Here is a 14,253-nt window from a genome sequence, read left to right as displayed (position 1 = left end):
GCAAGACAGGAATACCTATGAGCGATTTTGATAAATTACACCGCTTTCTATTTACTCAAGCAAACGTGCGCGGCGAACTAGTAAGGCTGAACGACAGCTTGAAGCAAATTGTGCATAGCTACGAGTACCCCGTTCAAATTCAAACGCTGCTTGGCGAAATGGCGGCTGCAACATCGCTGCTTACGGCAACGTTGAAGTTTAAAGGCGAAGTGTCTCTGCAAATTCAAAGTAAAGGCCCGGTAAGTTATGCAGTGATTAATGCAACACATGATCAAACCTTTCGCGGTGTTGCCCGCTGGGATGAATCGTTAGCTACGTTACCTGAAACATTCTCTGAATTGTTAACACAAGCGGTGTTGGTTATTACTATTACCCCAGATGAGGGCGAACGCTATCAGGGTGTTGTTGCGCTTGATAAACCAAGCCTGTCTGAATGTATTGAAAGTTACTTCGAGCAGTCAGAACAGCTTGCGACCAGCGTGCATTTATTAACTGATTTAAGCGATCCTGAAAATGCGAAAGCGTCAGGTGTGTTACTTCAGGTACTACCAACGGATGCCAGCGCCACTGATGTGTCGCAAGCAAATGAGTTTGCGCATATTACCAAGCTAACTGAAACATTAACGCAAGAAGAAATGTTCTCGCTATCGGTAGAAGATATTTTGTATCGTCTTTATCACCAAGAAGACGTTGAAGTTTATCCAGCAAAAGATGTGTCGTTTGCCTGTACGTGTTCGAAAGAGCGCAGCGCAGAGGCGTTGCGTCACGTAGAAAAAGCAGAGCTTCTTGCCATTATTGAAGAAGAAGGCGCAGTAAAAATGAATTGCCAATACTGTCATGCAGAATACCGCTTCGATAGCATTGACGTTGAAGCAATTCACAATGGCAACTTTGGTGCTCCGGCTTCAAATCAGTAGTGTTGAACCTGACAATTTAACGCTTAATAAACGCCAGTTTATCGGTAAGCTACTTCATCGGTAAGCAGAGCTCACGTTTATCGACAGGTAATAAATACGTGAACCGTTAATCATTCAAAGCACCTAGTTTGCAAAGGTAAACGTAGGTGCTTTTTTGTTTCTGAATTTTGCCAAGCGTGTGCTTTGTTTTGCTGTTTTAATGTAGCAGTTTTTAAGTAGAAGTTTCCGTCTAGCAGTTTTTACGCCTTTCCTCCGCTTCTTCTTGTAAGCCATAACACTTCACATTTGGTTGATTTTTAATCACTGGTAAGTGTTCAAACTATGTCTGCACGCAGTGTTTTCTTTTTATGAAAGTGAAGCTGAAAATTTTCAAAAAATATTACATGTTTTTTTATTAGGAAATTAAGCGATCAGGAATACGGCTTTTTGCTAAATTCATGAATGAATATGCAATGAAAAGGTTTGCTTTGTAATTAATTTACAATATTTATGAAAGTGGAGGGCGGTAAATAGTGGTTATATAATTTAAAAATGCGCCAAAGCCTTTGTTTACTTTACACTCTAGCGAGTGGTATTTTTTTGAAAGTGCTTTTGAAAAATTACGTATAGGGTGACAGGTATGACCGCAGCAGCTTCAAATCCAACCGAGCTAAATGTAGCTCCGTTGGTTAATCTTTCTAACGCAGAGCTCATCGAACGCGCGGTAAAACGCGGTGAAGGTGTGCTAGACAAAAACGGTGCATTGGTAGTTGAAACGGGCAAGCGCACGGGTCGTTCACCAAACGATCGTTTTATTGTTAAAGAGCCAACAACCGAGAACGACATTGATTGGGGCAAGGTGAACAAACCTTTCGACTCAGACAAGTTCGATGCGTTGTGGAGTCGTGTTGAAGCTTACCTCGCTACTCAAGAACACTTTATGTCTCACCTTCAAGTGGGCTCTGATGTAAATCACGCCTTACCGCTTGAAGTTCGCACGCAAACTGCGTGGCAGCATGTGTTTGCACGTAACCTATTTATCATTCCTGAACAGTGGAATGTAAATAATGAGCAACCATGGCAAATCCTAAATGTGCCTGGCTTTACTTGTGACCCAGAGCGCGACGGTACAAACAGTGACGGTACTGTAATCATCAACTTCGCTAAGAAGCGCGTACTGATTGCGGGTATGCGTTATGCGGGCGAAATGAAGAAAGCCATGTTCTCTGTACAAAACTTCCTACTTCCAGCAAAAGACGTTTTGCCTATGCACTGCTCGGCAAATGTGGGTGAAGAAGGTGACACTACGTTGTTTTTCGGCCTTTCAGGTACCGGTAAAACTACATTGTCTGCAGACCCTAAACGTTTCTTAATTGGTGACGATGAACACGGCTGGGCACCAGGCAGCGTATTTAACATTGAAGGCGGCTGCTATGCTAAATGTATCGACCTTTCACAAAAGAACGAGCCAGTAATTTGGAATGCTATTAAGTTCGGCACTATTTTGGAAAACGTAGTGCTAGATGAAACACGTACGCCAGACTACACCGATACATCACTTACGCAGAACTCACGTGCTGCTTACCCACTTGAGCATATTGAGAAACGTGTTGAAGAAAACCGTGGTGGCGAGCCTCGCTCTGTTGTTTTTTTAACTTGTGACGTAAGCGGCGTTCTACCACCGGTTTCGGTACTAAGCGAAGAAGCGGCAGCATATCACTTCCTTAGCGGCTATACCGCAAAAGTAGGTTCAACTGAAATTGGCTCTACAAGCGATATTGAATCAACGTTCTCTACATGCTTTGGTGCACCATTCTTCCCGCGCCCAGCAGGTGTTTACGCTGAGCTACTTATTAAGCGTGTGAAAGAATTTGGCGCTAAAGTTTACTTAGTAAATACCGGTTGGACTGGCGGTCCTTACGGAACAGGTAGTCGTTTCGATATTCCAACAACGCGTGCCATTATTGATGCAATTGTATCGGGTGAACTTGCTAACGTTGAAACACAGCACATCGACGCATTGAACCTTGACGTGCCAGTGGCTATTCCAGGCGTTGACAGCAACTTGCTTGTTCCGCAAAACACATGGGCAGACAAAGCGAAATACGAAGAATATGCAGCCAACTTGGTTAACGACTTCAAACAAAACTTTGAAAAATATGACGTTAGCGACGCTATCGTAAAAGCAGGTCCGGGTAACTAATTCGCTTTGAATTAGCTATCTGCCTGACTCTTCCCAACGTTCATCACGCTCAACGTGATTGATGTTTAGCCCGCGCTTATGTGCGGGCTTTTTTGTGCCTCTAAAACCTATGATTAAAGCCTGAAGCGTAGCTTGTTAACAAAATTAACATTATGAATACGTATGTTTATTTAAGTTGAGCGATGCACTGGCTATCATTCATCGTACATAAATGGGCTTTAATTAAGCGCGCTTCGTTATTTCAGTGCGCACCGCTCGAAGCATAAAAAGGTTTTAAGCATGATAGACAGGAAACAGCGTTTAGCACTTGCATGTGCTGGTTTGGCATTTTTTTCGGCTAGCACGCTAGCGGAAGTACAAACAGCAACACTTGAAAATGCAACGCTTACCATCGATACGGATACCAATGACTTTACGGTTAGGGCGCTGCATAACAACAGCTTTCAAGTAACCTACCTTACGGATAGTAAGGGTACACCTTACGCACATCTGCCTTCTATGGCACTTCCTGAGCAAACATTGAATGCGGTTTCAAAAAACATCGCGGGCGATATCGAGCTAGTAGAAACGGAAACCACCGTTACCCTTACATTCAATAACGTTGCTGCCCATGTCGATAAAGCGACTCATGCCATTAGCTACGCCGTAAACGGCAAAGTAGTAGCGAAAGAACAAGGTGGATTGAGCATTTCGGATAATGGTGTAAGCCTGTCTTTTACGTTAGATGAAAATGAAAAGCTGTATGGTGGCGGTCAGCGTGTTTTAGGCATGGATCGTCGTGGTCACAGCATGCCGTTATACAACAAAGCGCATTATGGCTACACCACGTCTTCAAACCAAATGTATTACGGTTTATCTGCAGTGATGTCGTCGAAAAATTACAGCGTTCTGTTTGATAACACCGCTTCTGGTACGTTAGACATTGGTAAAACTAACAGCGACGAATTACTGTTTAGCGCACAAGGCGGCCGCGCCAGCTACATTATGGTGTTGGGGGAGAGTCTGGAAGATACGGTAACTTCAACAGTAGCCGTGACGGGCAAGCAGCCACTTCCACCGCGTTGGTTACTGGGTAACTTTGCATCTCGCTTTGGCTACAAATCGCAGCAGCAGGTAATGGATGTTGTTGATCAATTTAACCGACAAGATATTCCTGTCGATGCTGTAGTACTAGACCTTTACTGGTTTGGTAAAGACATAAAAGGGCATATGGGGAATTTAAGCTGGGACAAAGAAGCATTCCCTGAGCCAGAAGCCATGATTGCAAGCCTTCGTGAGCAAGATGTAAAAACGGTATTGATTACCGAACCGTTCATTTTAACCACATCTAAGCAGTGGGATAGCGCAACCAGTGCAAATGCACTAGCCACTAAAGCCGATGGCACCCCTTACACGTTCGATTTTTATTTCGGTAATACCGGGCTAGTCGATGTGTTCAGTGAAAATGGACAAGACTGGTTTTGGCAATACTACGAAAAACTTGCTGCGCAAGGCGTAGCTGGTTGGTGGGGCGATTTAGGCGAGCCTGAAGTGCACCCAGACGATATTCAGCACATGTGGCAGTCGACAAAAGTAAGTGGTGCAGAAGTGCACAATGCTTATGGCCATCAGTGGGCTAAAACCGTGTATAACAACTTAACAGCGCTTCAGCCTAACACTCGCCCTTTTGTATTAATGCGCTCTGGCTTTTTGGGTAGCCAACGCTTTGGCATGGTGCCTTGGACGGGCGATGTTAGCAGAAGCTGGGGTGGATTGAAGCCACAGGTTGAACTGGCATTGCAGATGAGCGTGTTTGGTTTGGCTTATACCCATTCAGATTTAGGTGGCTTTGCAGGCGGAGAAACCTTCGATGCAGAGCTATATACAAGATGGTTACAGTTCGGTACGTTCTCGCCTGTTTTTAGGCCGCATGCGCAAGATAACATTGCGCCAGAGCCTATTTTCCACGCCGACCCTGTGAAGTCTATTGCTCGCGATTTTATAAAATTGCGCTACAAAATGTTGCCTTACAACTATTCACTGGCTATTGAAAATTCCCTTACTGGTATGCCGCTTATGCGCCCACTGGCAATAGCGTTTAATGAAGACAAATGGTTCGAAGACGCAAACAGTTATATGTGGGGTGATGCCTTTTTAGTGTCACCGGTTACCGAGCCAAACAAAAGCACGTGGCAAACTTCGCTGCCTGAAGGCGTATGGTTTGATTTCTTTTCACATACAAAATACCAAGGCGGACAAACGGTTAATTACCCGCTTACCCAAGAAAACTTCCCCGTTTGGGTGAAAGCAGGCGCTTTTGTTCCTATGGTTGAAAGCGTATCTCGTACCGAAGCATATTCAGCGAAGGCTTTCACTATGCACTATTGGCATGATGAAAGTGCAAGCGCATCGGAATACACGCTTTACGACGATGATGGCGTAAATCCAAACACAGTTGAAAAGGGGTTGTATTCTAAGCTTCAATTCAATGCGTCCAGCACGAAGAACGGCGTACTTGAACTTACTCTTCACAGTGACGGGAGTTATATTGGCATGCCGAAAACCCGTGAAGTGACTTATGTAGTGCACGGTTTGTCTAAAAAGCCGCGTTCGGCATCAGTTAATGATAAAGCTGCTGACATGCGTTGGGATGATGAGAAGAAAACACTTTCGGTCACAATCTCAAGTGATTACCAGCAAGAAGTGGTTGTTACACTGGCAAAGTAATCGGCTTTACGTGCGATTTCTGAGTATATTTCTACGTATAGCTTCAGTAACATAACGTCGGTTTCATAATCAGTACAAGGTGCGCTGTGCACCTTGTATCCATGCCATTCTCACCTTTTTTCGCAAAATAAAACGGAGCGTTAATGAGCCGACTTCCTGCCACTATTGTTATTTTTGCGGGCTTTTTCCTTATTGGGAAACTGTTTATTTTGTGGGGTATTCTGCTGCCCAACATTGCCACAGAATTAGCGATGTCTGAAATTGTAAGTGGTGCGCTGTTTTCTTTGTTTTCGGTTGGCATGATGTTAGGTGCTGTGCTTGGCGGTAAATATGCAAGCCGATTTGAGTTCATGCCATTACTAGCCAGCTTGTTTAGTATTAATACCCTGTTGCTGCTTATGGTATCGATGCTGAGTTCGTGGCAATGGTTTTTAGTGTTAGCTGTGTTTATTGGTGTTATTAGCTCCACCATTTTTACCATTGGCCATACACTTATAGCGCGAATGTACGCTGAAAAGCGCTTTACTATGATGGGGCTAATGGACTTCATGTTCAGCTTAGGCACGTTCGCAGCGTCGTTCTTTGTAACGCTGCTCTACCTTGTTGAAGAGAATTGGCGCCTGCCCATTCAAGTGCTTGCTGGCGTTATGTTGGTACTGTCTTGCTATGCGTTTATTGCAGCACGCTCTCAGGCCAAAGTACTTAAAGGACAGCCTAAAGCGCCAAAGCAAACACTGGCTTTTGGCGTTATTATCAAGCAGCCCGTTTTTATGTTTTTGGCGCTGCTAAGTTTTGGCTACGGCGCGGTGGAATTTGGTAACGCAAACTGGTTTGTAAGCTATGCACAAAACGGTATTGGTTTTACGGGTGAACAGTCGCGCAACCTGTTAGCGTGTTTTACCGCAGGCATGGTAATAAGTCGCCTTACCTTCGCTTTTTTACTGCGTTTTGTGTCGGTGCATCGCTTAATGTTATTAATGGCAACCATGTCATTTGCTGGCGTATTTGCGCTTAAGCTTATGCCCAGTCTATACGGCATTGGTGCGGGTAATTTATTGTTAGGTTTGGGGCTAGGTGGGTTATTTCCATTAGCACTGTCGGCGGCAATGAATATCGATAGCGACAATGGGCCGGTTCTATCAGGCATTGCTATTATTGGCAATTCTACGGGTGTTCAGGTGTCTTCATTTTCAACCGGGCTGTGGGCCAACTTCGTACCGCTTTCCACCGCTTTTTGGGTAATTCCCGTTGGTGGATGTTTGCTATGGCTAGCAACCTACGGCTACAGCAGAAAAATAAAGCAGCAAATTCAGGCTTAAACTAACGGCTAACTTTACTAGTTGGGAAGGTCTTTAAAGGGCGAGAAGGGAATATAGAACTCGGCTACAAGACCTTGTTGAGGGTGATTTCGAAGGGTTACTTCACCGTCGTGTGCTTCAATTATTCGTCGAATGATGGCAAGCCCCAACCCTGAGCCTGATGAATTTCGGGCTTTATCGCCCTGTGCAAACGGCATAAACACGTTGTTCAATTCGTCTTGTGGAATACCTGGCCCAAAATCGCGCACTTTGCAGTACACACGCTTTTCGTGACGGTTATAAAAGCTACTTATTGCAATGTCGTCCGAGCCATACTTAAAGGCATTTTCAATCAAATTGTCTATTACCCGTTTCATGGCAATACGACGCAGTGGTAGCGGTGGTATGGCATTTAGCTTAAGCTCAATATGGTGCTTTTCGTCAAGATGACGCGCTTGAACTAGTTCAGCAATAATCGCGTTAAGGTCGGTTTCTTGAGTTACTTCTTCGGTATCATAGCGCGCATAATCAATAAACTGGTCGATTATGGCGTTCATATCTTCAATATCTTTAACAATGCCGTCTTTTATCCAGTCTTGATCTTCCGGCAGCATTTCAGACGCTAGACGAATTCGCGTCAATGGCGTGCGCAAATCGTGAGAAATACCCGCAGTCATAATATTACGGTCGTTTTCTAATTGTTTGATGCCTTGGTTCATTCGATTAAACGCGCGTGTAACCTGAATCATCTCTGTACTGCCCTGTTCACGCAACGGCGCAGGATGTTCACCTTTACCCACAGAGATAGCTGCCTTCTGCAACGCCTTCAGTGGACGGGTCATGCGCCTTACAAACAGCCAGCCACCGGCAACACTTAAGATACCAATTACCATCAGGTACATAGTAAGTGGTGAAATGTTGGCTTCGTTTAACCCAAGTATGGGAATGGAAATCCAGGTGTCGGGATACCGGTTTAACGATATCCAAACAATATACGGGGCGCTTTCGTCGCTAGCTTGCGTGGCAGTACTAATTCGTACGTCTGCCAGTTGATTTAATTGCTTACTTACCTGCGATGAAATGAAGCCGTAGTACACCGCCGTTTCAAGGCCATTCTTACGCGCTACGCTTTCATCAAACACCGATACTTGGGTTTTCTGAAAGTATTCGTCACGGGTTTTTTGGTTGGTGACAAGCAGATCGTTAGCCAGCACCGCTTTTACCTGTGTGGCAAGCAGACTATTTATTTGCTGATAGCTTGGTTGAATAAAGTAGGTAACAACAGAAACGTAAGACACAATTTGGTTTATCAGCAGCAAGATGCCAATAAGCATTACGGTTTGCCCAAACGCACTCTTTGGAATTAAGCGCATGGCAAACCTTCAGACAAAATCGTGCTGATAAACTGAAAGTGCATTGTGAAGCTAAACTTGTTCGCCGTCAGGCACAAATACGTAGCCTAAACCCCATACGGTTTGTATATAACGAGGGTTAGCAGGATCTGCCTCTAGCATGCGGCGCAAACGTGAAACCTGCACGTCTATGCTGCGCTCAAGTGCACTGTAGTCACGCCCCCTTGCTAGGTTCATGAGTTTGTCACGAGACAATGGCTCGCGAGGGTGTGTTACAAGCGACTTTAATACCGCAAACTCACCGCTGGTTAACGTAAGCGGCTTATCAGCTGCTGTCATTTCGCGGGTAGCAAGGTTAAGTTTGAAGTCGCCAAACTCAATAACCTGCACATCTTTAGACGGAGCGCCAGGCGCTTCAGAGCTGCGACGACGCAATACGGCTTTCGCTCTCGCTAATAACTCTCTTGGGTTAAACGGTTTGGGTAGGTAGTCATCTGCGCCCATTTCAAGGCCAATGATACGATCTACTTCGTCGCCTTTTGCAGTAAGCATGATGATGGGCATATCGTTTTCAGACTGGCGAAGTCGACGACAAATAGAAAGTCCGTCTTCGCCTGGCAGCATAAGATCTAACACCATAAGATGAAAATTCTCGCGCTCTAACAATCTGTCCATCTGCTCTGCATTAGCGGCACTGCGAACCTGATAACCTTGCTCTAATAAATAGCGCTCTAATAGGCTACGAAGACGCATATCGTCATCCACAACGAGAATTTTTGAGGTTTCCTGACCCATACTCATACCTTTTGAAATACTTTTTCTTTCACTATAACCACAAGGTGAGAAATACAAAAGAGAGAAAACGTAAAAGGTGTGTAGTGATTGTTACAAATAGTGTCTATTGAATAAAATCAACCCGTTATTAGCTTAAGCGCTAGCCGCTATTTTTAAAAAGAGCGGCCTGAACAGCGCCTTAGCAATAACTGTTTTCTATTTGAACGTTAGAACATTAAGGGCTTTTGTATCGGCTTCACCGCGTAAGGTTGAAAGATATAACGATGTTATTGCATCTATTCCATTAACGTGTTGTTCAAAGAAGGTATCGTTAAGTTGGGTAGCGAACCTTTGCCATGCATTTGCGTACTTCGCCAAAAATGCCTGGTGCCCCCATTCACTTTGGCGCAGCTTAACGCGTGCAGGTGCAAAGAAAATTTCGGCATCTAATGCTTTTGGGTTTGGTTTTTCTTGGGCTTTCCAGTCTGTGGCCCCAATCAGCGTAACCTTTGCTAGCTTTTCACCTAGCACGTCAGTAAGTGCGTTTATAAGCGCGCCGTTTGCCGCGAAGTCTAATAACCAATATTGCTCAGCGTTTGAAAGTGCTGCAACATCTTCATAGCTCAGTACGTCATCGTAGCAGTTTGATGCCTTTACCATGTCTACATTACTTGTAGAAGTAAGACCAATAACGCGATAGTTGGCACCGCGCTGTGCCTTTTGATCTTTAAGTAACTGTGCGGTACCCAGCGCGGTTTTACTTGAAGCGCTAGAGAGTAACAAGGATTCACCGGTCGAGGTATCGGCCACAAAGTCGTCTAACACGAACGAGGTCATATACAGCGGTCTAAAGTTTAACTGCCAGGCTTCTCTAGATGGGTTGTAGCCTGGGTCGTTAGCACAGCGAAGATATTGGTCGTATACGGGGCTTATGCTTTTTCGTTTTTCGTGAATGTCGCTAAAGCCATGGTCGGCAACTTTGCCAGCTTTTATTATCCAATGGCTTGCCATCGGCAAATAGCCAAACACTTTTTCACCTTCTTTAACATCTGCATGGCGGCTTGCTTTAACCGTGGCAAAGCCCCACACAGGCACTATGCCAAAGCCAACTTCTTCGGTGGGAAAAAAGCCCCAATATCCCATTTTAAAACCCAGCGCGGCATAGGTAATGTTGTTCGCAGAAAAACCAAAACTGTCGGTTTCTAGCAAAACCTCATCCTCTAGCAACTGCGTTGCATCAAAAGTGGTTTGCACGGTTTTTGTTTGGCTAAGGTTTTCTTGGTTTACCCAAATTTGTTGGCTGGTAAATGTTGTCATACAGTGTGCTTCCTTGGTTCTTTCCCACTAGACTGAACCAGTTACATACACAATACGACTTACAGTTGTAAATATATTGTTATAGTAAAAATGTATAGTGCAAGACATTAAAGAGCGAAGAATGCATAGCTCTAGAAATATGTAGTGCTAAAAATGCGTAGCGCTAAAAGTACACTGTGAAAAATGTATATTTAGGAAATAAACGCGCTACTCGTCGGTGCTTAACCAGTCCATCTGATGGCCTGCTCTGCGCTTCTTATTAAGAATATCCTCAAGCAGCGGAGACAGAATTAGCTCCATGGCTAAGCCCATTTTTCCACCTGGCACCACCAATGTGTTGATGCGCGACATAAAGGCGCCGTCGATCATTTTCAATAAATACGGGTAGTCGACGTTTTTCATTTCACGTCTAAAGCGCACCACTACGAAGCTTTCGTCTTGAGTAGGAATTTCGCGGGCACTAAATGGGTTTGAAGTGTCTACAGTTGGTACACGCTGAAAGTTAACGTGAGTGCGTGAAAACTGCGGCGTAATATAATGGAAGTAGTCGTCAAGGCCACGAACGATACTGCTCATTACCGCTTCGCGAGAATGCCCGCGGTCGGTAGTGTCGCGCACAATCTTTTGGATCCACTCTAAGTTTACGATTGGCACCATGCCTACCAATAGGTCTACATGTTTGGCTACATCGTTTTCTTCTGTTTTAACGCCGCCATGCAGGCCTTCATAAAATAAAAGGTCTGTATTTTGAGGCAGGTCTTGCCATGGCGTGAAGGTACCCGGCATTTGATTAAACGGTACAGCTTCATCAAACGTATGCAGGTATTGTCTAAATTGGCCCGTTCCAGAGCTACCATATTCTCTGAAAAGTGATTCGAGTAACTCAAAGTCATTGGCCTTGGGGCCAAAATAACTGATATGTCTGCCTTGTTCTTGGGCTTTACGAATTTCAACTTCCATTTCAGGGCGCGTAAAGCGATGGAAGCTGTCACCGCCCACCACTGCTGCATTCACATTTAAGTTTCTGAAAATGTGGCGAATGGCGTTGGTTGTGGTAGTGGTACCCGCACCAGAAGAACCTGTTATTGCAATAATAGGATGTTTTACAGACATAGGGATTCTTGTTGGGAATGACGGGTACTAGTTATAAGCTGATGTGAGATAAGAATCAAGGGGAGTGAAGTTAGCTAAGGAGTCACAAAAGTTGCAACTCCTGATTGGCTGCTTGCACCTAGAGGTGCATTTTCGAACGACTTACCCAGTTATTCCGCGTCATCTTCCTGTGCATTTGCGTCAAGTTTGTCTAGTGAGCCAAGTTTATTAAAGCTAATCATGTCACGCAGTTCTTTACCGTACTCGTCTCCACGCTCAGAGTATTTGTTGAGGCCATAGCTTAATGCAACGCCAGTAATCACTTCTCCTTTCTGGCGAAGGTTCTGTCGAATATTACGTAAGGGTTTGTAAGCATCATGGGTATTCAAATTTAACATGTAGCTTTCTACAGAATCGGCAGGCGAGCGAAAATCTGCCACTTCATGGGTTTTATTGGTGTCTCGTGATTTAGGCACAATTCCGCAGCCTTTGGTAAAGCACCACTGGCCAAAAAAGTTGTTGCCTTGTTTAGCGAATCGAGATGTACCCCATGCACTCTCGTTAGCCGCTTGTGCTATCGCTAATGACACCGGAATAATATCAGCACGGCGTAATAAAATCGTACAGGCTGACTCTTGTTCTAGTTCATCATCTTCAATACGGAATTTTGTTATAAATTCGTCTAGCTGGTTTGTTTTATCGGCGTCACATGCGCTTTCAATTTGCTGTCGGTCAGCTGCGAATTCTTTGTTTAGATCTACAACGATAGGGGTGAAGTATTCAAAGAATGCGGCTTTTCTGTCGGGGCCAGCGGTGTAAGCAGTAAAGTCTGGCGCTGGCTCTTTAGCGAAAAATGCAAACCACGACACAACAATGGCCACTAACACTATCGCAACTGCCACAAAGGCTTTGCTATTTAACATCAGGTGATACCTCTCTATTTGTATGAATTTCTCGCCTGACACAGCGAATTACCTGAACTCATGCTTATTAAACATACATGGTCTAAAACACACTGCAAACTTTGGGGTGGCTAGAAAGGTTAAACTTATCTAATAAAGGCGTTGGCTACATGCCATTTCTAATACGGCGCCTGAGCTGTAAAGGTAAACACTCAGCAAAAACACTAGAACTTGATTCTAGGCTATAAATCAGCTTTTGAGCAACTGTGCGCAGTTTAGTTAATTGATAAGAATATTGCGGTAGGCTTAATAAGAAATTACTTAGATGTAGAAAATTACATGGTGAACGCAGCGTTGTGCTGCGTTCACTGGACTAAGTGATAGGTACTTAGCTTTGTCTTGTTAGCTCTTACTGTGCATTCGCCTCGCGGGCAATGGCTCGATATGCAATATCGTTGCGGAAGTAAACGTCTTTAAACTGAATGGTTTTAAGCAACTCGTACGCTTTTTGCTGCGCTTCAGTTACGCTATTACCTAGTGCTGTGGCACATAAAACACGACCGCCCGCAGTCACTACTTTTCCGTCTTTAAGCGCTGTACCCGCGTGGAAAACTTTACCTTCAAGTTTTTCTGCTTCTTCAAAGCCGGTAATTTCGTCGCCTTTTTCGTAGCTGCCCGGATAGCCGCCCGCGGCTAGTACAACGCCTACGGCTGCTCTATCGTCAAAAGCAATGGTTTTACCTGCTAGCTCACCTTTACAGGCTGCTTGGCAAAGCGGTACTAAATCAGACTGAAGGCGAAGCATAATGGGCTGTGTTTCTGGGTCGCCAAAGCGGCAGTTGTATTCAATAACCTTCGGTGTACCGTCAGCCATTATCATTAGGCCTGCGTACAAGAAGCCTACATAGTCGTTGCCTTCAGATGCCATGCCGTTAACGGTTGGCATAATCACTTCATCCATAATACGGTTATGAATGTCTGGTGTAACTACAGGTGCCGGTGAATAGGCGCCCATGCCGCCTGTATTTGGTCCTTTGTCGCCATCTGCAGCACGTTTATGGTCTTGGCTGGTGGCGAAGGGTAGAACGTTTTTACCGTCTACCATCACGATGAATGATGCTTCTTCACCATCTAAGAATTCTTCAATAACAACACGGCTGCCTGCTTCACCAAACGCGTTGCCTGCCAGCATGTCTTTAATTGCGTCTTCGGCTTCTTCAAGGGTCATGGCAACAATTACGCCTTTACCTGCGGCAAGGCCATCAGCTTTAACCACAATAGGCGCGCCTTTTTCGCGTACATAGGCAATGGCAGGGTCTATCTCGGTAAAGTTCTGATATTCGGCAGTAGGAATATTGTGGCGTGCTAGAAAGTCTTTAGTGAAAGCTTTCGAGCCTTCAAGCTGCGCAGCGGCTTGTGTAGGCCCGAAAATCATTAAACCTTCATTAACGAACGCATCTACAACACCTGCAACTAGCGGCGCTTCAGGACCAACAATGGTCAGTTCAACGTTGTTTTGTTTAGCAAAAGAAACTAGCCCAGCAATATCGTTAACATCAATTGCTACGTTCTCTAGCTTTGCTTCCGTTGCAGTGCCTGCATTACCCGGCGCTACAAAAACTGTTGATACATCAGAAGACTGCGCAGCTTTGAAAGCCAGCGCGTGTTCGCGGCCACCGCCGCCAATTACAAGTACGTTCATTAACTGTTCCG

General features: G+C 44.8%; 10 protein-coding genes. 4 read left to right on the top strand and 6 right to left on the bottom strand.

What is annotated here, in order from left to right:
• The first annotated feature begins 17 nt into the window (after nt 1-17).
• From hslO to V7R35_RS06910, 4 genes are all read left to right on the top strand, one after another.
• Nucleotides 18-917 carry an Hsp33 family molecular chaperone HslO gene (hslO, locus tag V7R35_RS06925; RefSeq protein WP_334014000.1) on the top strand — a complete coding sequence of 300 codons (900 nt, stop codon included), beginning with the start codon at nt 18-20 and terminating at the stop codon, nt 915-917.
• 619 nt (nt 918-1,536) lie between these two features.
• On the top strand, nt 1,537-3,099 hold the full coding sequence (locus tag V7R35_RS06920) for a phosphoenolpyruvate carboxykinase (protein ID WP_334013999.1): 1,563 nt from the start codon (nt 1,537-1,539) through the stop codon (nt 3,097-3,099).
• Between the two features lie 279 nt (nt 3,100-3,378).
• The gene (locus V7R35_RS06915; RefSeq protein ID WP_334013998.1) at nt 3,379-5,805 is read left to right on the top strand and encodes a TIM-barrel domain-containing protein; all 2,427 of its coding nucleotides are present in this window, start codon (nt 3,379-3,381) and stop codon (nt 5,803-5,805) included.
• Between the two features lie 143 nt (nt 5,806-5,948).
• Nucleotides 5,949-7,124 (top strand): MFS transporter, encoded by a 1,176-nt coding sequence (locus V7R35_RS06910; RefSeq protein WP_334013997.1) that lies wholly within the window; start codon nt 5,949-5,951, stop codon nt 7,122-7,124.
• A gap of 17 nt (nt 7,125-7,141) precedes the next feature.
• On the opposite strand, the gene envZ is transcribed toward V7R35_RS06910, so the two are convergent.
• The 6 genes from envZ to purD all read right to left on the bottom strand — a co-directional run bounded on the left by envZ (nt 7,142) and on the right by purD (nt 14,242).
• Entirely contained in the window at nt 7,142-8,476 is a 1,335-nt protein-coding gene (gene envZ / locus V7R35_RS06905; protein ID WP_334013996.1) for a two-component system sensor histidine kinase EnvZ, read from the bottom strand.
• Nucleotides 8,477-8,527: 51 nt separating this feature from the next.
• Nucleotides 8,528-9,250 carry an osmolarity response regulator transcription factor OmpR gene (gene ompR, locus V7R35_RS06900; protein WP_334013995.1) on the bottom strand — a complete coding sequence of 241 codons (723 nt, stop codon included), beginning with the start codon at nt 9,248-9,250 and terminating at the stop codon, nt 8,528-8,530.
• Nucleotides 9,251-9,445: 195 nt separating this feature from the next.
• Nucleotides 9,446-10,546, bottom strand: a complete 1,101-nt coding sequence (locus tag V7R35_RS06895; RefSeq protein WP_334013994.1) for a DUF2855 family protein — start codon at nt 10,544-10,546, stop codon at nt 9,446-9,448.
• A 207-nt stretch (nt 10,547-10,753) separates the two neighbouring features.
• Nucleotides 10,754-11,659 (bottom strand): phosphoribulokinase, encoded by a 906-nt coding sequence (locus tag V7R35_RS06890; RefSeq protein ID WP_334013993.1) that lies wholly within the window; start codon nt 11,657-11,659, stop codon nt 10,754-10,756.
• Between the two features lie 149 nt (nt 11,660-11,808).
• Nucleotides 11,809-12,561, bottom strand: coding sequence for a glucosaminidase domain-containing protein (locus V7R35_RS06885; protein ID WP_334013992.1), 753 nt, complete (start codon nt 12,559-12,561; stop codon nt 11,809-11,811).
• 388 nt (nt 12,562-12,949) lie between these two features.
• Nucleotides 12,950-14,242 (bottom strand): phosphoribosylamine--glycine ligase, encoded by a 1,293-nt coding sequence (gene purD / locus V7R35_RS06880; protein WP_334013991.1) that lies wholly within the window; start codon nt 14,240-14,242, stop codon nt 12,950-12,952.
• Between the last annotated feature and the right edge of the window lie 11 nt (nt 14,243-14,253).

The organism is Alteromonas sp. S167 (assembly GCF_036864375.1).
Lineage (GTDB): Bacteria > Pseudomonadota > Gammaproteobacteria > Enterobacterales > Alteromonadaceae > Alteromonas.
Note: the sequence above shows the minus strand (reverse complement) of the source record. Positions and strands in the feature narration are given on the sequence as shown.

Bases quoted from the DNA above. Each gene is read 5' to 3' on its own strand.
- hslO (WP_334014000.1), top strand. From the start codon at position 18: ATGAGCGATTTTGATAAATTACACCGCTTTCTATTTACTCAAGCAAAC.
- V7R35_RS06920 (WP_334013999.1), top strand. From the start codon at position 1,537: ATGACCGCAGCAGCTTCAAATCCAACCGAGCTAAATGTAGCTCCGTTG.
- V7R35_RS06915 (WP_334013998.1), top strand. From the start codon at position 3,379: ATGATAGACAGGAAACAGCGTTTAGCACTTGCATGTGCTGGTTTGGCA.
- V7R35_RS06910 (WP_334013997.1), top strand. From the start codon at position 5,949: ATGAGCCGACTTCCTGCCACTATTGTTATTTTTGCGGGCTTTTTCCTT.
- envZ (WP_334013996.1), bottom strand. From the start codon at position 8,476: ATGCGCTTAATTCCAAAGAGTGCGTTTGGGCAAACCGTAATGCTTATT.
- ompR (WP_334013995.1), bottom strand. From the start codon at position 9,250: ATGGGTCAGGAAACCTCAAAAATTCTCGTTGTGGATGACGATATGCGT.
- V7R35_RS06895 (WP_334013994.1), bottom strand. From the start codon at position 10,546: ATGACAACATTTACCAGCCAACAAATTTGGGTAAACCAAGAAAACCTT.
- V7R35_RS06890 (WP_334013993.1), bottom strand. From the start codon at position 11,659: ATGTCTGTAAAACATCCTATTATTGCAATAACAGGTTCTTCTGGTGCG.
- V7R35_RS06885 (WP_334013992.1), bottom strand. From the start codon at position 12,561: ATGTTAAATAGCAAAGCCTTTGTGGCAGTTGCGATAGTGTTAGTGGCC.
- purD (WP_334013991.1), bottom strand. From the start codon at position 14,242: ATGAACGTACTTGTAATTGGCGGCGGTGGCCGCGAACACGCGCTGGCT.